The organism is bacterium (assembly GCA_023150945.1).
In the GTDB taxonomy this organism is placed as follows: Bacteria; Zhuqueibacterota; Zhuqueibacteria; order Zhuqueibacterales; family Zhuqueibacteraceae; genus Coneutiohabitans.
Genome location: JAKLJX010000007.1, coordinates 110,652 through 129,980, shown reverse-complemented (window position 1 = coordinate 129,980; position 19,329 = coordinate 110,652). Strand labels below are relative to the sequence as shown.

The following is a 19,329-nucleotide window of genomic DNA, read 5'->3' as shown; positions in this document are numbered from 1 at the left end:
GGCAGGCAAACCGTCCTGGCAGGATGGGTTTTTCCGTCACGCCTGGAGTGTTCTTGCCCAGCAACGCGCGCGGCAGCTCTGCACAATCGTCTCAAATGAACAAAGCCGCAAACCAAGTTGCGGCTGTTTTTTTCGGGGGAAAATATAAGAGAATTGGGAATTGTTGCAAGGGAATTCTGGCAGTGGCAGGCGGCTCAAGATCCGGCTTCGTATTTCTCTTTGAAGCGTTTGATGCTGTTCATGATCGCGCGCGCCATGCGGTCCTGCACGCCGGCATCGCGCAACAGTCGCACTTCTTTGGGATTGGAAATGAAAGCCATCTCCACCAGCACGTTGGGCATCGAGGCGCCCACCAGCACGCGAAACCCGGCTTGATGGACCCCGCGATCGGGCAGGCCGACGGCCAGGCCCATTTCCTCCTGAATGAGGGCGGCAAAGTCTTCGCTCTCATGATTGAAGGCGTTTTGCGCCATCGCCGTCAAAATGAAATCCTCCTCGCTTTGCGTATCGACCGGCGCGTCGGCGTCGTATTTCACCACGGAGTTTTCCAGCAGGGCCACCTCCAGCGCTTCGTCGGTTTTGGCGGGGCCGAGAAAATAGGTGGTGGTGCCGTTCACGCGGCGGCTGCGGTTGGCGTTGCAATGCAGGCTCACGAACAGTTTGCCCTCCACCGAGTTGGCCAGGGAGGTGCGTTGATCCAGGCTGACGTACACATCCGAATCGCGCGTCATCACCACGTGCAGGCCGAGCTTCTCCTCGAGCATGCGTTTGAGGCGTTTGGCCACCTGCAGCGTGATGTCCTTCTCGCGCGTGCCGTCGCTGGCAATGGCGCCGGGGTCGCGGCCGCCATGGCCGGGATCGAGCACGATGGTATCGATCCGCCATTTCTGCCGTACGGTTTCGAGATTGCGCAACACCGTGGAGGGAACGATCTCCTGCGTGGGCAGTGAGATCAGAATCTGATTCCCCTGCCCGCTGATGCTGATGCGCTGCGGATCGATTTCCTGCGACAGTTGAAAGGAGAGCTGCGCCACCTCGCCCGTCTGCACCGGTGCGACACTCTGGATGAGGCCGGTGGCGGCCAGCGCTCGGACGGCGCCGGGCGCGACACGGCCGCCGACAATATCGACATACAGCCAGCCGGTGCTGACGCGTGTGCTCAAGTGTTTGCGCGCAAACGGCTGCGTGGCTTCGATGCGGATCAGGGTGCCGTTGGCTTTTTCCTCCACGGCAATTTCGGTGAGATTGGCGCTGGCGGTTTCGCCGGTCGCCTCACTGCCGCCCAAGCTGGCGGGCCAGGCACGGGGATATAGCGGCCGAATGACATTGGCGAAGTGGCGCAGCGGCACGAGAATATCGTTCTCGGCATAGCCGGTCTCCACCGGCAGTTGCACGGTACGGCCGCCCACCTGCACGAAGGGATTGAGGGCGGTGACTTTGACCTCTGCTTCGCCGACGTAGACGATGACTTTGCGCGCCTTCTCGCTGTAGAAAGTGCGCAATTCCAAATAGTCGGCCAATTCGCCGAGCGCGACGAATTCGATCTCACCGGTTTCAGGCAGTTTGATGATACCCAAAGGCGGGGCGCCAGGCTGCGGCCAAGCCGTGGGCGGAAGGAGAAAATGCAGCAGCAGGAGCAAAAGCAGGGCGCCGGCGGGCGCGCGCTTTCCCCGCGCAGTCAAGAGACGGGTGGGGCCGGAGTCAATTGGGGCCGAAATCTTGCGAGCGGATATTTTCCTGGTTGAGCGATTGGCTGGCCCGTTTGAGAATTTGTTTTTCTTCGGGAGTAAGGTTGTCGAATCCGACTTCATTAATCTTGTCCAAAATGGCGTCGACCCTTTCGCGCAGGTGCATCTCATCCTGGCGGCGCCGCACGATTTCCATCCGTCGCCGGGCTTCGGCGCGGCGCTTGAACCAATCCGAGATCTTGGCGAAAAACCCGGGCGAATGGCCGCCGGGCGGCGAGTAGGATTGGTAGTCGAAGTTTCGCCGGCCGGAGCTTTTCCACGGCCAATTGACTTTGAGGTAAAGAAAACCTACCAGCATCCCACCCAAGTGCGCAAAGTGGGCCACACCGTCCGCCGGGCCACGCACGCCCAGGTAGAGCGCAATGGCCGCTACGATCATGACCAAATACTTCGCCCGGAGCTGCACCGGCAGGATGAAGAACAGCAGGAAGGTGATGATCATGTCCGGGAAGGTCAGGCCAAATGCAGCCAGCACGCCGAAGATCGCGCCCGAAGCCCCCAGCACGGGAATCGCCGAGTTGAAATTGAGCAACAGGTGCACCAAGCCGGCGCCCACGCCGCAGATGACATAGTAGCGGAAAAATTCCTTCGTTCCCCAGAAGCGCTCCAGCTCGCAGCCGAACATCCACAACACCAGCATGTTGAAGAGAATGTGCCAGATGTCGCCGTGCAGGAACATGTAGGTGAAGAGCTGCCACACTGCGAAGTCCTCGCGGAAGGCGAGCTGAGCCGGCTGCGCCAGGCTGGAAAGCGGCGAGAGCGCGAACCAGGCCTGCAGGTAATCGACCTTGAAGACCAGATCCACGAGATTCTGCAGCACGAAGCAGACGATATTGGCAAGAATCAACGTCTTGACCGCCGGTGTCCAAGCGGAACCGATGCCAAAACGATGGGATTGCCCGTAGATGCTCATGTTTTTTTCGAGACAAGAAAGGGGTTAGCTCACGACCAGGTCTTTAGTTCTACAGGCAGCGGCCGGGAATCGCGTAGCCGGCGGGCGGCGAAACTGCCGGATTTCAGCCATGACTCACGAGCAGGGTAATCTTGACGATGAGATTGGGATGATGGCACGCTGGCGGCAAACGCGTGAAAAATCAATCGGACATGGCGAAAATTGACGCGCGATATTATGAAACCATCCCCTAAAAGTCAAGCATAACATTGGCCGCAGCCGGTTTCGAGTTTGACATTGATTTTTTGCGGAAATCGTGCTATTGTCAGCCCATGTTTTTTTCACCTCAAACTCTCGCCGCGCAGCGGCGGCTCGCGGGTGGCCGGGTTGGCTGATCTCCGCTCACGACGGGCAACGCCGGAGCGGACGTGCCTGGCCTGCGGCCGCAAGCGGGCAAAAACCGAGCTGTTGCGCATCAGCCATCAGTCCGGCACCTTTGTCATTGACGCCCGCCAAAACTTGCCCGGCCGCGGCGCCTATCTGTGCCCGACGGATGCCTGTGCCGAGTTGTTGCTGCGCCGGAAAGGGTTGCATCACGGTTTTCGCCGGGAAGTGCCCGCTGCTGTTTATCTGCAGATTATTGATTTCGTGCGGCAAGCGGCAACCGCCGCGGATTGAACCGAACCTGGGAATTCATCTCGAGTCACGGTTGCTTTCATGCAGAATCACATCCCTCACTTTCACGATTTCTGGCGGCACCGCCTGTTGCTGTTCGACAAACTGACGCTCGGTTATCTCGTTCTCGTGCCGGTGTTGATTCTGCTTTCCGGCAAGCACGTGCACTTGTGGCCGGTCATTGCCGTGGCTCATCCCCTGCTTATTGCCGGCCTCCTCGCGCTGATTCGATACCAGCAACGACTGCCCGTTGCGCTGCGTTGGCTGCGCGATTGGTACCCGGTGCTGCTGTTCACCTTCTTCTTCAGCACCATCGGCCGTCTGGTCACGCTCTTCCTGCCGTTTTGGCTCGAGCCGTTTCTGCTGCGCAGCGACGTTTGGTTTTTGCAGCAGCATCCCTGGGAGTTCTTTGCGCGGCACCTTACCCCGCTGACGACGGAAATCTTCTCCTTCGCGTATTGGAGCTACTATCTGCTGATCCCGCTGGTGGCGGCCGTGCATTATCTGCCGTTGCGACTGAGCCGCGACGTTGCTCCCACTAAGCCGGCTTTTGACGGTGTGATGGCGCGGCTGTGCCTGGTGATGTACACCTGCTATGCCTGCTTTCTGCTGCTGCCCGCGCGCGGCCCGCATCACGTGCTCAATCTCGATCACGACTTGTTGTTTGCCGGTGGCTGGTTCTACAGCTCGATATTGTTCATTCAGGCGAAAGGCTCGGTGGTGGGCGCCGCTTTTCCGAGTTCGCATGTTGCCGCTGCCTGGGCGGCGCTGTTCACCTTGCGCCAAAGCTTTCGCAGATTGTTCTGGACGGTGCTGCCGCTGGTGCTGCTGCTGTCCGCCTCCACGTTTGTGATTCAGTATCACTACATCATCGACTCAGTCGGCGGCATTTTGGTGGCGGTGGCGGTCGAAGCGCTGATGACGCGGCGAGAAAAACGTGAGCAGGCCGAGCGGCTTTCGTTCACAACCGCCGGCCGGCGGGTGCTGGAGCCAGCCGCACGGTCGCAATGGTGAAAGGTGATTCCCTGCGGCGCCAGTTTGCTGCGCACGGCAAGCCCGCCAACGAGCGGCAGCAAAAAAAGCGGCGGTGCCTTGGGCCCGCCGCTCGAAATCAAACTGGCAGAGGTAATGCGGACGCGCGCTTGCTCGGGTTTGTAGGAGTCGGTTGCTGTCAGTCCGCGATGGCTTCAACCCCGGCTGAGCCGAAGTGGCGAAGGCTGGGAGTGCCGTGAGACTCTGAGGATTTTGATGCAACGGCCAGGCCGGTGCAAAAACACTTTCTCAAAAGTCGGCGAGTTCGCACAGTCGCTCGGCTGTTCAAAATCTTATGCTGCAACATCTTGAAAATTCCTGCCCCGGGGCCTGATTCTCCGCAGGCTTCCTCCCGCAAGGCAGCGCCGGCGGACATCGCTTGCCGGCCCACCTCGCGCGCCTCAGTCCGATTCGATCACCACGCGCTGATAACGCTTCTTGCCCGCGCGCAACAGCAACTCCCCCTCTTCAAAATCAGACAAGCCCACCCGCTCTGCGATCGATTCGATGCGGCGGCGATTGACATACGCACCGCCCTGCTGGATGAGGCGGCGCGCCTCGCTCTTCGAAGACGCCAAGCCGGCGGCGTGAAACAAGTCGACGATGCCGATACCTTCTTTGAATAAGCCGGAATTCATGACGACTTGCGGCGCGCCGGTGCCATCCCCGCTCTCGGCAAACAGCGCCAACGCCGCCTCGCGGGCGTTGCGCGCCGCCGCTTCGCCGTGGATGAGTTTGGTCACTTCGAAGGCCAGTAGGGATTTGGCCTCGCGCAACTCCGCGCCTTGCACTTGGCGGAAACGGCTGATCGCGCTGAGCGGCAGGAAGGTGTACAACTGCAGCAGCCGCACCACGTCGCGGTCATCGACGTTGATCCAGTATTGATAGAAATCAAAAGGCGGCATCAATTCCGGATCGAGCCAGACTGCGCCGGCGGCGGTTTTGCCCATTTTTTGGCCGCCGGCAGTGGTCAGCAGCGGCGCAGTGAGCGCGAAGGCTTCCTGCCCCTCGACGCGGCGGATCAACTCCACGCCCGCGAGAATGTTGCCCCACTGATCGTTACCGCCCATTTGCAGGCGGCAGCCGTGGCGGCGATACAGCATCAGAAAATCATACGCCTGCAGCAGTTGATAATTGAATTCGAGGAACGACAGCCCGGTCTCGAGACGGATCTTGTAGGCTTCGGCAGCGAGCATGCGATTGACGCTGAAGTGCCGGCCGATCTCGCGCAGAAACTCGACGTAGTTCAACTCCAGCAGCCAGTCGGCATTGTCAATCAACAGCGCGCCGCCGGCGCCGAAATCCAGCACACGGCTGAATTGCTGTTGAATCCGGCGGCCGTTGTCGACGATTTGTTCGCGCGAGAGCATCTTGCGCAATTCGGTCCTGCCGCTGGGATCACCGATCATGGCAGTGCCGCCGCCCAACAATGCGATGGGCCGGTGCCCGGCGCGCTGCAGATGCCCCAGCATCATGATGGAAAGCAGATTGCCGACGTGCAGGCTGGCCGCAGTCGGGTCATAGCCGACGTAGCAAGTGATGGTGGTTTCGCTGAGAAGCTGGCGCAGCCGTTCTTCCTCGGAAACTTGTTCCACAAAGCCGCGCTCGAGCAGAATGTCGTAGGCGTTGGTCATGGTTTACCAAATGGGTGACGGATTGAAAATGAGGTTGCAAGCCAAATCGCGATTGGAAGCGCCTGCCGCGGGTCAAGGCACGGCTGCCCGCTTGGCGCGAAACGTGCGCGCCAACTCGCGGTCGGAATCACGTTTGGCAATGGCCTGGCGTTTGTCGTATTGTTTCTTGCCTTTGGCGAGTGCCAGCTCCACTTTGACTTTGCCGTTCTTGAAATAGAGCTGCAGCGGCACGAGCGTCAAACCGGTTTCCTTGGTCTTGCCGATCAAGCGGCGAATCTCGTTGCGATGCAGCAGCAGCTTGCGGTCGCGCTCGGGCTCATGGTTATTGATGTTGCCGTGCGAGTATGGGCTGATGTGCACGCCGTAAAGCCAGACCTCATCTTCGCGCACGGCAGCATAAGCGTCTTTGAGATTGGCGCGACCGTCGCGCAGGCTCTTCACTTCCGTACCTTGCAGCACGATGCCGGCTTCATAGGTGGCGAGAATCTCGTAGTCATGTCGCGCCTTGCGGTTCTGCGCGATGATTTTTCGTTCGGATTGTGCCATGGGTCTCGCAAGTCAGGTCGATCAGGGACAGCAAAACGCCCGCAACATAACATTTGCCGCCAAGAAAATCAAGGGTCTTCGCGCACCAACAAAAATGTTGACTTTCGCCGGCTGCTTTAATACATTGCGCCCGCTTCAAAAAAACGCCGAAGTGGTGGAACTGGTAGACGCGCTGCGTTCAGGGCGCAGTGGGCGTACGCCCGTGGGGGTTCGAATCCCCCCTTCGGCACCAGCTAATCCCCGAGAGCAATTTGCTCTTGGGGATTCTTGTTTTGGTGCATGCCGCGCCGATTTTGATTTCATAAGGCGCACCGTTGGTCCCACCACCCGAACGGCAGCATATTTCCCGCCACACTGCAAACCGCAACTCTCATCAGCATGTCATGATCTTTGGTGCACCGGCTTCGAATTCCCGCCCACACTAGAAGGATAATTCATTGTCGCGCCCGCCTCTCTGCGTGGCCCGCCTGGCAATAACGAGGGCTGTCGCAAGTTTCGAGAGTTACGTAAACGGAATTCCTGCAATCGGCGTGTCTCAGCGTGAGCCACGCGTTCACGCTTTTGGGGCCACGGAGCCAGCGCAGCGCTGTTGTGTACGTCATAACAAATATACACTGTTGGCAAATTCTGGATGATGACGGCCTGGCCGGGATTTGTCCATCATCACCCTGGCATAATACTTGTCAAGGTCATTCCATCGATTTGAGCAGCCTCCTGCTCTCACCGTGGCAGACTTACGAATTTGTCTTTCGCGCTTGGCTGTCTGAATTTGATAAAAGGTTTAAGCAATCATTTGCCTTTGTCGCTATATAACGCTTCATGAGAAAGCTGTCCGGCGCGCGACCCTGGAAACCTGCGCCGGTATCGGCGCCGGGCCGGGCGCACACGCAGGACAGCTCCACCAAATCACCATCGACGACAGCGCGCCCTGGCCGGCGGGTTGCCGTCGCGGCTTGTTCACCCGAAATGCATCATGGTTCTTCTCGTGACTCGTTCGACGTCTCTTGGCTTCCTCCTTGTGTTCGCACTCGTGGGTGCGACTTCCGCGCCGGCGCAAACCACCATTTACGGCGGCCGCGGCTTGATGCGCGTCTTCACCGCCGAGCCGCTGGGCGGCAAACAGATCTTTCTCAATTCGTACTTTCAAACGTTCCTCGAGCCGCCCAAAGAGCGCAGCAATCTCGGCAAGGATCACACGCTGTCGCTGGGCATCACACTCGGCTTGACCAACAGCCTGGAATTCAGCCTGCACGTGGTGCCGTATCAAGACGACCAGCGCCACGCCTGGGGCCCGCCGGGCGACACGCAACTGGGGCTGAAGCTGGCGCTGCCCTTCGCCGCCGCCGGCCTCTCCACCGGCTTGCGCGGCTTCGTCAGCCTGCCCACGGCCAAAAATCACAACGTGCAATTCGAGCCCTATTCCTCCGGTAATGTCGGCGCGGGCTTGCAAGGCCTGCTCACCATCGACATGACCGAGAGCTTTCCGCTGGTGCCGCTGAAGGCATACCTGAATTTCGGTTACTATGATCACACGCTCGATCGCGACTTCTTCGTCGATGATGAAGATCAGTATCTGCTGGGCGTGGGCCTCAAGTTTCCGATTCGTTCGATCACTTTCTACACCGAATATACCGGCGAGATTTTCGCCCACCACAAGCTGTTAAGCTATGCCGAGAATTCCACGCGCGTGTCGCAGGGCATGAAGGTGCTGGGGCCGTGGAACTTGATCATGGATCTGGCGGTGGATGTGGGGCTGGACAAGCCGGCGGCCCTGCGCAGCGATCCCGTCTTCCAAAAGGACTATGCGGACTGGAAGGTGATCCTGGGCATCAACTATCAGATGGCTTTCAACCGGGAAGGCGGCGCTTCCCCGGCGCTCTCCAGCAAGCGCAGCCGCCGCCGCGCCGACCCCGAGCTGGAGCGGGTCCGTTTGAAACGTGAGAGTGCCAGGGAAGACTTGGAGGATATGGAAAAATCATTGCAGGAAAGCAACGATTCTGAGAAAAAAGAGAAGCCATGAATTCCGCGCATCTGATTTGGCAGACTGGATTGAGACGATTGTCGGTGCTGGTCGCAATGGTGGTAATCGGCGGCGCCGGCCTGCTGGCTGGGCCGGCGGCGGCACAGGAGAAACTGGCCGCCGGCAACCGTACCGTCGACCGCAATATGGAAAAAGTGGCCTCGCGCATCTACCGCGAGGCATTGAAATTCTACTATGATCGCGCTTACTGGAAAGCGGCGCGCGAGTTCATCATCCTGCTGGACTACTATCCCGCGTTCAGCCAGGCCGACGGCGTACTGGCCAATTTGGGCGAATGCCTGTATTCGATGGACATGTTCAAGTCTTCGCACAAAATGTTCCGCTTTCTGGTGACCAAGTTTCCCAAGAGCGAATACGTGGCGCAGGGGCTGCACGGACTGCAGCGCATTCAGTATCAGGCGGAGAATTTCCCCGAGAGCGTCAAGGTGTACGAGGCCATCCTCGCGAATTACCCGCACACCGAGGTGATCGACGGCGTGCACTATTTTGCCGGCATGGCCTACTTTCACGAGCACGACTATGACAACACCATCGCCGTTCTCAGCAAAGTCGGTTCGCGCAGCGAGTTCTACGATTTCAGCCTGTACACGATCGGGCTTTCTCACCTAAAAAAAAAAGCATCAACAACGCCCTGGCGGCCTTGCGTAAGCTAGTCGGCCTGCCGATCATCCGTCCGGAGCAGCAGCGCGACGTCAAGGTCAATGCGCACCTGACGCTCGGATTCATCTACTATGAGCTGGGATACTATCGCGAAGCGATCTCGCATCTGCGGAACATTCCGGTCAACCACAAGGATTACCCGCGGGCTTTGCTGGTACGCAGTTGGTCTTCGATCAAGATGAACGACTTTCAGAGCGCGGTGATCACGCTGAATGAGTTGATCAAGAAATTCGATGACTCGGAATATGGCGAAGAGGCGCATTTCCTGCTGGGCCAGTCCTACTTGAAACTCGAGTTTTACGACTTCGCGGTGCAGGAATACGATTACATCATCCGCAAGTACCCGGAGGGCAACAACGTGGCCGACCGGGTCGCGCTGGTTGAACTGGGTCTGCGCGAACAGCAGAAGGCGCTGGAGCAGCTCAAGGTGCAGTTGCTGGTGCTGGAGTCGAAGCTGATCGATTCCATCCGGCTGGACGGCGCCGGCCAGGTGCCCAAGTACATTCAGGATCATTATGACCATCTCGCCAAGTCGCGAGATGACCTGGTGGACAGCATGCTGGCGGAGCGCAGGATTTTCGAGGAAGTGTCGCAAAAAGTCGAGCAAGTTCGCTCGGATATTACGCGAATGGAGTCGCGGCGCCATTGGCGAGCTTATGCCGAATATGGCAAGGCGCGGGCGTTGTTTTTGAAGGGAATGCCGAGGTGATGCAGGTTGTTTGCCTTGCAAAATGAGGTCACGCCGAAAATGAAACACGTCATCAAGCGAGCCGGGGCTGCCGCGACTTCCCCGTTGTTCGTGTTTGCGCTCGCCGCCGCCCTGCTGTGCGGGCGGGGCGCGCAAGCACAAAACCAGGCTGCGACGCCGGCCCCGAAAGCGGCTGCCGCCCCGGAAAACAAGGCCCCGGCGGCAAACACGCCCGCCAGCCTGCCGGAAAAGAGGAACACCTACTTCAAAAGCGACAGCATCTACGTCGGTGATCTGAACGCCGCCATCACCAACGCCGAAGAACTGCTCCGCAAATATCCGGACAACGATTTCTCGCCGAGCGTCATGTTTCAATTGCTGGAATTGTACGTGAAACGCGCGGCCTGGGACTATCAAAAGCAAATGGCCGTCTACGAGCGTGAGCTCAAACGCTTCGACGCCGGTGAAATCAAGAACGAGCCGGTACTGCCGCGCGTCAGCTACGGCAAGGCCATCGCCATGGGCTACAAGGTGCTCAACCAGTATCCCACCGCCCCCTTCAATGACAGGATCATTTACCGCCTGGCGCTCTGCCATCTTGAAGAGGGCAACAATGACAAGGCGCGCGATTTCTTCCAGCGCCTGATTCAGGAGTATCCCAACAGCGCCTATGTGTTGGAGGCCAACTTCCGCATCGGCGAGGCCTGCTTCGAGAAAAAGGACTATGCCACCGCCACGCAGTACTACTCCAAGCTGCTCAATCAGTGGCAGAATCCTTTCTTCAGCATGGCGCTCTACAAGCTCGCCTGGTCCTACTACAACATCAACGACTATTCCAAGGCTATCAGCACTTTCATTTACCTGATCGACGACATCAACAACATCAAAGAGGTCAAAAACCCCGAAGGTTTGGGAAAGACACCGGCGGATTTGCGGCAGGAGGCGATCGAATACATCGCGCAGAGCTTTGCCGAATACGGCGGTCCCGAGAAGGCGCGCGAGTTTCTGGTCAAGTACAGCGGCAAGGATTACGGCATCGAGATCTTCCTGAAGCTGGCGGAAACCTATCGCGCCCGCAACTTCTATGACGAAGCCATCCGCACCGTGGAAATCACGCTGGAAATGTGGCCGTTCAACGACCAGGCGCCGCTGCTGCAAAACGAAGTGGTGGAAAGCTACTTGAGCAGCGATCAGCCCGAAAAGGCGGAGGCGGCGCGCCTCACGCTGGTGAACAATTACGGCCCGGGCAGCGCCTGGCTGGAGAAACACCCCGAGGGCGAAAAGCGCGAGAAAGCGCTGGCGCTGGCGGAACAGCATCTCTACATCCTGGGCACCGAAGCACAGGCGCGCGCGCAGGCCAACAAGGACATCGCCGCCTATCAGCTCGCGATTCAGCGCTATCAGGAATATGTCGCCAAATTCCCGGAGACGCCGAACGCGCCCAAGATCAGCTACTATCTCGCCGAATGCTTTTATGAGACGCGCGATTTTGCCAATGCCGCCGAGGCTTACAAGCGCGTGATGATGAATTATCCCAAGTCGGAATTCAAAGACGACGCCGCCTACAACCGCATCATCAGCCACTTCGACGAGTTGGCCACGGTCAATCATCCCGACACCACCGCCTTCACGCTCGCCAATTTTTTGGGCAGCGGCCGGCCGGACACGCTCAGCGTGCCCAACACGGTGTATCCGAAACTGCTGGCGGCGTGCAATGATTTCGCCGTGCTGATGAGCGCGAGTCCGCGCTATCCCGACGTGTTGATGAAGTATGCCGAGACCCTGTTCAACCTGAAGAATTACGGGGCCGCGCAGCAAGTCTATGAGAAGATCATCACCACCATTCCGAATTCCCGCTTTGTGGTGCAGGCGCATCTGCTGCACGCGCAATGCTCGATGGAAATGCAAAACTATCTGCTCGCCGAAAAATGGGCGCGCAAGGTGGTGGAGCAGTTTCCCGATTCCGTCCTGCAGATCGACCGCGCCCGGCGCGTGATCAGCTCGGCGAAATTCAAGCTGGCGGACGGCTTCAAAGCCAAGGGCGAGCACAACATCGCGGCCATCGCTTTCGAAAACGTCGCCGCCAGCAGCCAGGATTCCACCATTGCGGAGCTGGCGCTGGCGGAATCCGCGACGGCATATGACAAGGCCGGCAACAAGGTCAAAGCCGTCGAGATCTATGAGAAATTCCATTTCCGCTTCCCAGCCTCGCCGCGCGTTGACGAAGCGCTGTACCGCGCCGCGCTGCTGTGCGAGGAAGACAGCAAATGGACGCGCGCCGCGCAAAACTACCTGGCCCTGGTTACGGCCCGGCCCAATTCGCCCTATGCCGGCAAGGCCATCTTCGCGGCGGCGCGCTGCTATGAAAGCGCCGGATTGCAGGAGAACGCCCTGAAGACGTATGATCGCTTCCTGGCGAGCAATCCCACGGAGACCGAGCAGATGATGGAAGCGCTTTGCCGCGCCGGTGACATTTGCTTCAAGCGCCAGGACCACCGTGTGGCCGCCAACTACTTCGGCCGCGTCGCGGAAGTGTTCCTGCAAGCCCAGCGCAGCGGCCGGCCGGTCGAGCCTTATTTCCCCGCCCAGGCGCAATTCATGCTGGGTGAGATTCAATTTGAATCTTATCGCCTGGTGAATCTCGAACCGCCGCTCGACAAGAGCCTGCAGCGCAAACAAACGCTGTTCAAAGACGTGCAGACGGCCTACACGACGGCGGCAAAATATCAAGTGGGAGAATGGGCCACCGCCGCGGTGCATCGCATCGGCGCGGCGTTCGAGGAGTTTGCGCGCGCATTTTGGGAATCGCCGCGGCCCGCGCTCGAAGGTGATTTGAAGGTGCAATACGAACAGAAGCTGGAAGAACGGATTCGCCCATTCAAAGAGAAGGCCTTTGAGACTTACGAAGCCAATCTGCGCCAGGCGCGCGAGAACGAGATCGCGAATGAATGGGTCGACCAGAGCCGCGCGCGTTTGCAGACGCTCGCCGTCGAGCTGGGCCGAGAGCTGCCCGCGGAAGAACAGGCCATGCCGGCCACCAACGGCCATCTCAACGCTTCTCCCGTCGGCGAGGGCGGTGCGCAATCGATGCCGCCAGTAACGGGCACGGCCAAACCCGCCGAGATGCAGTCGGCTGCCACCGCGGCCGCGAAAGGCAATCAGAAGTGATGCGCGTTCCGGTCTGCGGCGCAGAATGCCGGAGGCCAGGAACCGGTTTTACGTGGAATCAAAGAGTGGCATGATGAGAACGTTTACCAGGCTGGGTGGCGCCGCGCTGCTGGCAGTGCTGCTCGGGCCGGCGGCGGGAGCTTGGGCGCAGCAAACGGCCGTGCCCGACACCACCATATCGGCCGCCATGCAGGACACGAGCTACACGCCCGCGGTCGATGAAGACGCCGCCAGCGCAAGAATCTTCATGAAGAACATCGAGGTGCTGGGCACGATTGCCAAGCCGCAGGCGTTGTTCATCATCCCCGGCCGCGATCCGAAAGTGGACGGCATCGAAATCGATCGTTCCTTCTTTCGCGACATCTTCCGGCCGGTCGAGAAGGACTACCATCCTCAGAATACCCGCCGCTATCTCAAGGATCAAACACTCTGGTGATTGATCGCGATTCAATTCTGCAGGGAACAGGATGGGCATTCACCCGGCCGGCACTGCCGCCGTCCGGCTGTGAGCGCTGTGCCCGGCGGCGGCGCGGTGGGGACGCAGTTTTCTGACATTTTTCTTTCGTTTCAATTCGGTTTCAAGTCAAGGAGGTTTGAACCTGTATGGGTGCAATGGTCAATTTCTTCGTATCAGGCGGAAGCTGGATGTGGGCCATCCTGCTCACGTTGATTCTGGCGATGGCGATCATCATCGAGCGCTTCATTGTGTTGAATTTCAAGAATCGCATCGATTCCACCGCCTTCGTCAACAAGATTCTGGAGCTGATTCAACGCGGCAACATCGCCAACGCGATGGAGTTGTGCAGCATGTCGCAAGCCGCCCTGCCGCGCATCACGCGCGCCGGCCTGGAAGAATTCATGAAGAATCCCGGTGACGTGCAGCACGCCATGGAAGTGGCGGCGATGTCGGAAATCCCCAAGATCGAGAAGCGTACCTCGTATCTCTCGCTGCTCGCCAACATCGCGACTCTGCTCGGGCTGCTGGGCACGATCTTCGGCCTGATCGATTCCTTCGCCGCGGTCACCAACGCCGATGCTTCGCAGAAAGCCGCGTTGCTGGCCTCCGGCATCGCGGTGGCCATGAACACCACCGCCTTCGGCCTGATCGTCGCCATTCCCACGCTGATTTTCTACTCGATGTTGAATGAGCGCATTTCCTCCATCACCGACGAGATCAACGAAAATGCCGCGCGCATCTTTCAACGTTTGAGCCGCTCCAGGACCACGAAATGAATCTCAAAGCAGCCTTGGGAAGCCAGCGCAAGTCCGCCGGCGATCTCAATCTCATGCCGGTGATGAACCTGTTTCTCATCCTGGTGCCCTTCCTGCTGGTGACCGCCACCTTCGTGGAGCTGGCGGTGCTGGACATTTCCCTGCCGGAGATGCAATCCAGCAGCCGCCAGGCGCAGCAGCAACAGCAAGCGCAGGAACGCAAGCCGGCGGTGCTGAATCTGCTGGCGATCCGCGAAAACGGCATCGAGCTGAAAAGCCCGACCTTCACCTTCGGCCTCATTCCGCGCCAGACGGATGGTTATGATTACAACCTGTTGAAATCCTATCTGGCGCAGGTCAAGCAGAAGTTCCCGGACGCGGTCGACGTGGTGATTGCACCGGAGGACAACATCCGCTACCAGGTGGTGATCGACATCATGGACCGCTGCCGCGAAGCCGGATTCCCCAACGTTTCAATCTCAGGTTGAGGTATGTTGAAATTAGGACATTCCGCCGATGGTTTCAAGAAAGTGAATCGCCGCAGCCAGGGGGTGGATCTGTCGCTGCGGCTCACTTCGATGATGGACATGTTCACGATCTTGCTGGTGTTTCTGCTGAAGAGCTTTTCGGCGGAAGGCCAGTTCGTCACGGTCAGTCCGGAATTGACCCTGGCCAAATCGACCAGCACGATCAAGCCGAAAGTGGCGCCGATCGTGGCCGTGACGAAGGAATGGGTCATGCTGGACGACAAGCCCCTGGTCAAGATCGACGAGATTGACTTGGGCGCCGGGCTGCAGATTCCGGCGCTGCAGCAGTCCCTGCGATTCTCGCGCTCGGTGGCGGAAGGTTTGGGCGCGAAAGAAGAGCGCTTCGGTTTTCACGGCAAGGTGGTGATCATGAGCGATCGCGACACGCCGTTTGCAATCATCAAGCGCGTGATGGCCACCTGCGGTGCCACCGGCTACAACAACATGGAACTGCTGGTTTACGGCAATCCTTCGTGAGCCAGGGATGCGAATTCACCAAACACTCGATCTAGAATGGCAGGAATGCAACACTTAAAGCTGCGCATCGAACGCAACGGTGAAGTGCGCGAACGCCATTTGCGCCAGAAGGAAGCTTTGAGCATCGGCCGCGGCCCGGACAACGACATCGTGCTCTATGGTGAGCGTTTCCCCAAGAAGATGCAGATGTTCGTTCCCAACGGCAGCGGCTACGAGCTGCGGCTGCTGGAAGGCTGCCGCGGCGAGGTGGTGCAGGAAAGCAAGCGGCTGGACTTCACGGATTTGCTGTCGCATGGCCTGCTGCCCAAACGCGACGGCTACCCTTACATTGCGCTGACCCCGGGCAAAGCCGGCTACGTCTATCTTGACGAGGTGCGCATTGATTTTGCTTTCGACAACACACCGGTCGAAACGCTCGTCTTTGCTGGCTTCTCCCCGACCCGGGCGTTTTTCAAGAGCCTGCGGGAAGACGGTCTGTTTCGCTCGGTTTTGCTGACCCTGCTCACGCTCACCTCCGGCATGTCCTACTGGCTCAGCACCATTCCGTTTGCGCCGCCCCGGCAGGAAGTTGCCGTCGAGCAGATCGTGCGCCGCATCAGCAAGTTCATCCCCAAAATTGAAGAGCCGCCACCGCCGCCACAGCTTGCGCAAGCCACCACTGTTGATGCGGCAGCGGACGATGCCAAGAAAGAAAACAAAGAAGGCGCGGAAGACGGCTCCACCAAAGAGCGTGAGGGCAAACGCAACGTGGGCTATGGCGAGAAGACCGACAATCCCGGCCAGGGCGTGAATCTCGAAAACATGGCGGCGCTGGCACTGCTGACCGGCAGCGGCAGCAGCGATCAGGAGAGTGGCGTCTTGCGGCAATTGCTGGATGATGACCTGGCCACCAGTTTGACCAGCGTGGTCACCAATACCAAGTTGACCGCCGGCGGCCGCGGCAAAGCAGGCGAAGGCCAGGCCGCAGACCCGAACGATATTCTCGCCGCCAGCTTGATCGGAGAGGGCGAGGGCGGTGGCGGCGCCAAGATCGATGAGATCCTTGCCGGCGACGTCGGTTCACAGAAGAAAGTGAATCTGGAGAAGGCGGCGCGGGTGCGCGTCGAAACCATGAGCAAGACCGGCGGTTCGCAGGAAGCCATGGGCGCACGCAGCGAAGAATCGCTGCGCGCCGTGCTGATGAAGAACATGGGGCGGCTGCAATACATCTACAACAAGTATCTCAAGCTCAATCCCGACATGGGCGGCAAGGTGCAGGTCGAGATCACCATCAACGCCGATGGCACGGTCGCGAAAGCCGTCGTGCTCAGCTCGGAAATCGCCATCTCGGAATTCCAGAATGAGATCATCGATGCCATCAAGCGCTGGAAATATGAGACCATTGCCAGCGGCGCGATGACCGTGGTTTGCCCCATCGTGTTCTATAAAGTTTGAGCGCGATCGCGGTTGTGCGACGGTTCCTTTGCCAATGCCTGCACTCGAGCGGCCGATTCTGAGCGGCCGTCATCCCGCTTGAAAGCCGCGACGCCGCGCGCCGCGTTCGGTACAGCTTTCGTCCAAACGGAAATCCCACAGAAGAACAACAGCCTCTTCTGTGGGATTTTTTGTTGCAGGCATCCTGCGCCAGTTTTCAAACCAGTGGAAACTGAAACGCTGCGGGCGGCACTGAGAAAAATTTCAGGCAAAACCATTCAATCGTCTTGCCCCAGTGGTTTTGCCATCAAAATTTCCAGAATTTCATTCTGACCCTGAGCGCCGGCGCCGGCTTTGGCCGCGCTCGCAATCAACTTGGTCTCGAACGTGTTGCGAGTCAGCCAAAGGATGGGGCAAGCAATTTTTTTGCAGGACGCCCTCTTCAAAGTAACCGACCACTAATTTGCCTCCGCCTTCCCGCCCGGTTCCTCCGCCTTCCAATTCAACCGCACCATCACACCCTGCGCCTGATTCTCGAATGCCAGCCAATGCAGCATGCCATCATGCTGGATTTCAAATTTCACCGGTGTGCCGGCGTGGCTTGCCATCGCCTGCACCTGGCGCGCCGGCGCAAACACGAGCACGCGCGCAGGCAAGCCCACCGGCCCCTTCACGACGAAGGAATACTCGCCTTCCTGCTTCCGATCCTGCGTGACGCCGGCGGAGGCTGCCAAAACCCGGGCGGCCGAGCTGTCGATTTTGGCGAGATCGAGCAACAGCGCTTGCTCACCGGGCGCAACACTGATCCGGCTGCGGTGCGGAAGCTGCGGGTCAAACAAATCGATGAAATCACCGGCGAGCATTTGGGCGCTGGTGTCCGCGGTTTCGGCAAAAGTGGCGGCGATGAGATATGGCCCGCGGCGCAAGCGCAGATAGTTTTGTGGTGTGATCTTCCGGCCGGCCGGCAGCGCGGCGCCCGCCAATTCCAGCAAGTGATCGGCCGCCGCTGTGCGGTGCGCATAGCTTGCCGGATCTTCGGTCAAATAGATGAACGAACCCATGCCTACGGGATTGCGCCCGGGCTTGGGCCAGTAACCGAGCTTGAGCGTCTCGAACAAATGCTCCGCCGGCAGGACGTAGTCAAACATACCGCGGCGCCACCACTCCGCGGCGCGATTGTACGGGTCGCTGCCGTCATCAATGAAAACCAGTGTTCCGCCGGCGCGCACCCAATTGGTCAGGCGCTCATGCCATTCATGATCCTGCGGCTTCATGAAAGAATAACTCAGGAAAATCACTTTGTAGCCGTTCAGATACTGGGGCAGATGCAGGTTCTCCATGACCAGCGGCGCAACGAAAACGCCGTGCTTCAGCAGCGGCAGGGCCAGGCCGTCGAAGAACGACAGCAGCGAATCACTCGACGCGGGCGCGGCGCGCTGCAGCAGCATGGCCTCGCTCAACAGAATGCCGACCCCGCGCTCGGCGGCCTCCGGCGGCGTTGCCGGTTGCCGCATGTCGCTGAGTACGTGCGCGATGGTCAGCAGCATTTGCTGAAAACGATTGGCACCATCTGCGGGCACACGGTCGCAGGCTTCCGCGCAGTTGGGCAGCTCGAAACGCCAATGCTCCGGGTAAAACAAGGCCGCCGTGACCTGCGCGCGCAGCCGGCTTTCGGCCTCCGCTGCCGAAATCGGTTCCTTCGCCTCAAACGGATTGATTTGCAACCACAGTTGTTTGTTATGGCCGCGCACTTGATTGGCAAACAGACCGTATTCCAGCAGGGCATTCTCGAACGGTCGCGCGGCCACGACACCGGCGTAGCGGCTGGGCGCGGTCAGCGCTTCAGGTCCCACCATTCCCAACAGGCCGTCGCAGTCAGGAATGTGCAGACCGCGCGTGGCCGGACCGATGGCTCCGCGCCGGCTGTTGGCCAGCAGGCTGGGCGTGGCGAGATAGCAGGCAACTTCGCGATTGCTCTCTTGCGCGCGTTGTTTGGCGTGAGCAAAAAGTCTGACCAACGCCTCCCAATAGAGATGTTGTTGCTGCTTGCCCACGGCATAGCGCAGCTTGGCCGACTGCGCCGGAGGCTGCCAGTCGCTGCCGGTGGCTTCCTGCCAGGCACGCTTGAACGCTGCGCTCGAATCCGCGCCTGAAAGAAAGGCAGGATCTTCGAGAATGATCGCTTCGGCGCCGCAATCTAGCGCGTGCGTGATTTTGGCGTTGAGATAGCTGATGAAGGAGGGCGTGGGAAACAACACGGTGTTGCTGCTGCTGTGGCTCTCCGGCGCAGCTAGCTGGTATTCCCCCGGATGAGGCGTGCCGTCCCACATGCCCAGCACATAGTCTTGATATGGTCCGCGATTGACACCGAGACTGAAGAACACTTGCACGCCCCGGGTGCGCCATCTCTGTGCGGCCGGGAGAAACGTGTCGTCGGCATTGCTGAGCAACACCGCCTGGGCCTGGCTCTCCATCGGTGAAGGCCGGCCGGCCATTACACGCAGAGAGGTGCGGGGGAAGTCCGCACTATCACTGGTTGTTTGTGCGACGGCGAGCAGCGGCAGCCAAAGCAGCCACAGCGCCGCCGGTTTCACGAGTTTCAGATCCATGAACATG

The 19,329-nt window shown here is 59.3% G+C and carries 17 protein-coding genes and 1 tRNA gene; 12 read left to right on the top strand and 6 right to left on the bottom strand.

What is annotated here, in order from left to right; genetic code table 11:
• Nucleotides 1–194: 194 nt before the first annotated feature.
• Nucleotides 195–1,577 (bottom strand): N-acetylmuramoyl-L-alanine amidase, encoded by a 1,383-nt coding sequence (locus L6R21_11545; GenBank protein MCK6559819.1) that lies wholly within the window; start codon nt 1,575–1,577, stop codon nt 195–197.
• A 124-nt stretch (nt 1,578–1,701) separates the two neighbouring features.
• Entirely contained in the window at nt 1,702–2,661 is a 960-nt protein-coding gene (locus L6R21_11540; GenBank protein ID MCK6559818.1) for a rhomboid family intramembrane serine protease, read from the bottom strand.
• A gap of 366 nt (nt 2,662–3,027) precedes the next feature.
• Here L6R21_11540 and L6R21_11535 point away from each other — a divergent pair, with 366 nt between their 5' ends.
• Nucleotides 3,028–3,318, top strand: coding sequence for a YlxR family protein (locus tag L6R21_11535; GenBank protein ID MCK6559817.1), 291 nt, complete (start codon nt 3,028–3,030; stop codon nt 3,316–3,318).
• Nucleotides 3,319–3,357: 39 nt separating this feature from the next.
• Nucleotides 3,358–4,329 carry a phosphatase PAP2 family protein gene (locus L6R21_11530; GenBank protein MCK6559816.1) on the top strand — a complete coding sequence of 324 codons (972 nt, stop codon included), beginning with the start codon at nt 3,358–3,360 and terminating at the stop codon, nt 4,327–4,329.
• Nucleotides 4,330–4,748: 419 nt separating this feature from the next.
• On the opposite strand, the gene tyrS is transcribed toward L6R21_11530, so the two are convergent.
• Together tyrS and smpB are read right to left on the bottom strand one after the other, a co-directional pair.
• Nucleotides 4,749–5,981, bottom strand: a complete 1,233-nt coding sequence (gene tyrS / locus L6R21_11525) for a tyrosine--tRNA ligase (protein ID MCK6559815.1) — start codon at nt 5,979–5,981, stop codon at nt 4,749–4,751.
• Between the two features lie 72 nt (nt 5,982–6,053).
• The gene (smpB, locus tag L6R21_11520; GenBank protein MCK6559814.1) at nt 6,054–6,527 is read right to left on the bottom strand and encodes an SsrA-binding protein SmpB; all 474 of its coding nucleotides are present in this window, start codon (nt 6,525–6,527) and stop codon (nt 6,054–6,056) included.
• 145 nt (nt 6,528–6,672) lie between these two features.
• Between smpB and L6R21_11515 the strand changes: the two genes are divergently transcribed.
• The 10 genes from L6R21_11515 to L6R21_11470 all read left to right on the top strand — a co-directional run bounded on the left by L6R21_11515 (nt 6,673) and on the right by L6R21_11470 (nt 16,734).
• Nucleotides 6,673–6,759: transfer RNA gene (locus tag L6R21_11515), tRNA-Leu, on the top strand.
• Nucleotides 6,760–7,545: 786 nt separating this feature from the next.
• Nucleotides 7,546–8,547 (top strand): hypothetical protein, encoded by a 1,002-nt coding sequence (locus L6R21_11510; protein MCK6559813.1) that lies wholly within the window; start codon nt 7,546–7,548, stop codon nt 8,545–8,547.
• Nucleotides 8,544–9,221 (top strand): hypothetical protein, encoded by a 678-nt coding sequence (locus L6R21_11505; GenBank protein ID MCK6559812.1) that lies wholly within the window; start codon nt 8,544–8,546, stop codon nt 9,219–9,221. The genes L6R21_11510 and L6R21_11505 overlap by 4 nt, the downstream gene beginning before the upstream one ends.
• Complete coding sequence (locus tag L6R21_11500) at nt 9,209–9,937, top strand: hypothetical protein (GenBank protein MCK6559811.1); 729 nt, start codon at nt 9,209–9,211, stop codon at nt 9,935–9,937. Before L6R21_11505 ends, L6R21_11500 begins: the two co-directional genes overlap by 13 nt.
• A gap of 39 nt (nt 9,938–9,976) precedes the next feature.
• Entirely contained in the window at nt 9,977–13,084 is a 3,108-nt protein-coding gene (locus L6R21_11495; protein MCK6559810.1) for a tetratricopeptide repeat protein, read from the top strand.
• 70 nt (nt 13,085–13,154) lie between these two features.
• On the top strand, nt 13,155–13,520 hold the full coding sequence (locus L6R21_11490) for a hypothetical protein (protein ID MCK6559809.1): 366 nt from the start codon (nt 13,155–13,157) through the stop codon (nt 13,518–13,520).
• Nucleotides 13,521–13,729: 209 nt separating this feature from the next.
• Nucleotides 13,730–14,317 (top strand): MotA/TolQ/ExbB proton channel family protein, encoded by a 588-nt coding sequence (locus L6R21_11485; protein ID MCK6559808.1) that lies wholly within the window; start codon nt 13,730–13,732, stop codon nt 14,315–14,317.
• Nucleotides 14,314–14,784 carry a biopolymer transporter ExbD gene (locus L6R21_11480; GenBank protein MCK6559807.1) on the top strand — a complete coding sequence of 157 codons (471 nt, stop codon included), beginning with the start codon at nt 14,314–14,316 and terminating at the stop codon, nt 14,782–14,784. The genes L6R21_11485 and L6R21_11480 overlap by 4 nt, the downstream gene beginning before the upstream one ends.
• Before the next feature lie 3 nt (nt 14,785–14,787).
• Complete coding sequence (locus L6R21_11475) at nt 14,788–15,300, top strand: biopolymer transporter ExbD (GenBank protein MCK6559806.1); 513 nt, start codon at nt 14,788–14,790, stop codon at nt 15,298–15,300.
• Between the two features lie 45 nt (nt 15,301–15,345).
• Nucleotides 15,346–16,734 carry a TonB family protein gene (locus tag L6R21_11470; GenBank protein ID MCK6559805.1) on the top strand — a complete coding sequence of 463 codons (1,389 nt, stop codon included), beginning with the start codon at nt 15,346–15,348 and terminating at the stop codon, nt 16,732–16,734.
• Here L6R21_11470 and L6R21_11465 read toward each other — a convergent pair.
• Nucleotides 16,722–16,991: a hypothetical protein gene (locus L6R21_11465; protein ID MCK6559804.1), complete on the bottom strand. Its 270-nt coding sequence runs from the start codon at nt 16,989–16,991 to the stop codon at nt 16,722–16,724. The two genes, L6R21_11470 and L6R21_11465, sit on opposite strands and share 13 nt — an antisense overlap.
• A 180-nt stretch (nt 16,992–17,171) precedes the next feature.
• On the bottom strand, nt 17,172–19,328 hold the full coding sequence (locus L6R21_11460) for a hypothetical protein (protein MCK6559803.1): 2,157 nt from the start codon (nt 19,326–19,328) through the stop codon (nt 17,172–17,174).
• Between the last annotated feature and the right edge of the window lies 1 nt (nt 19,329).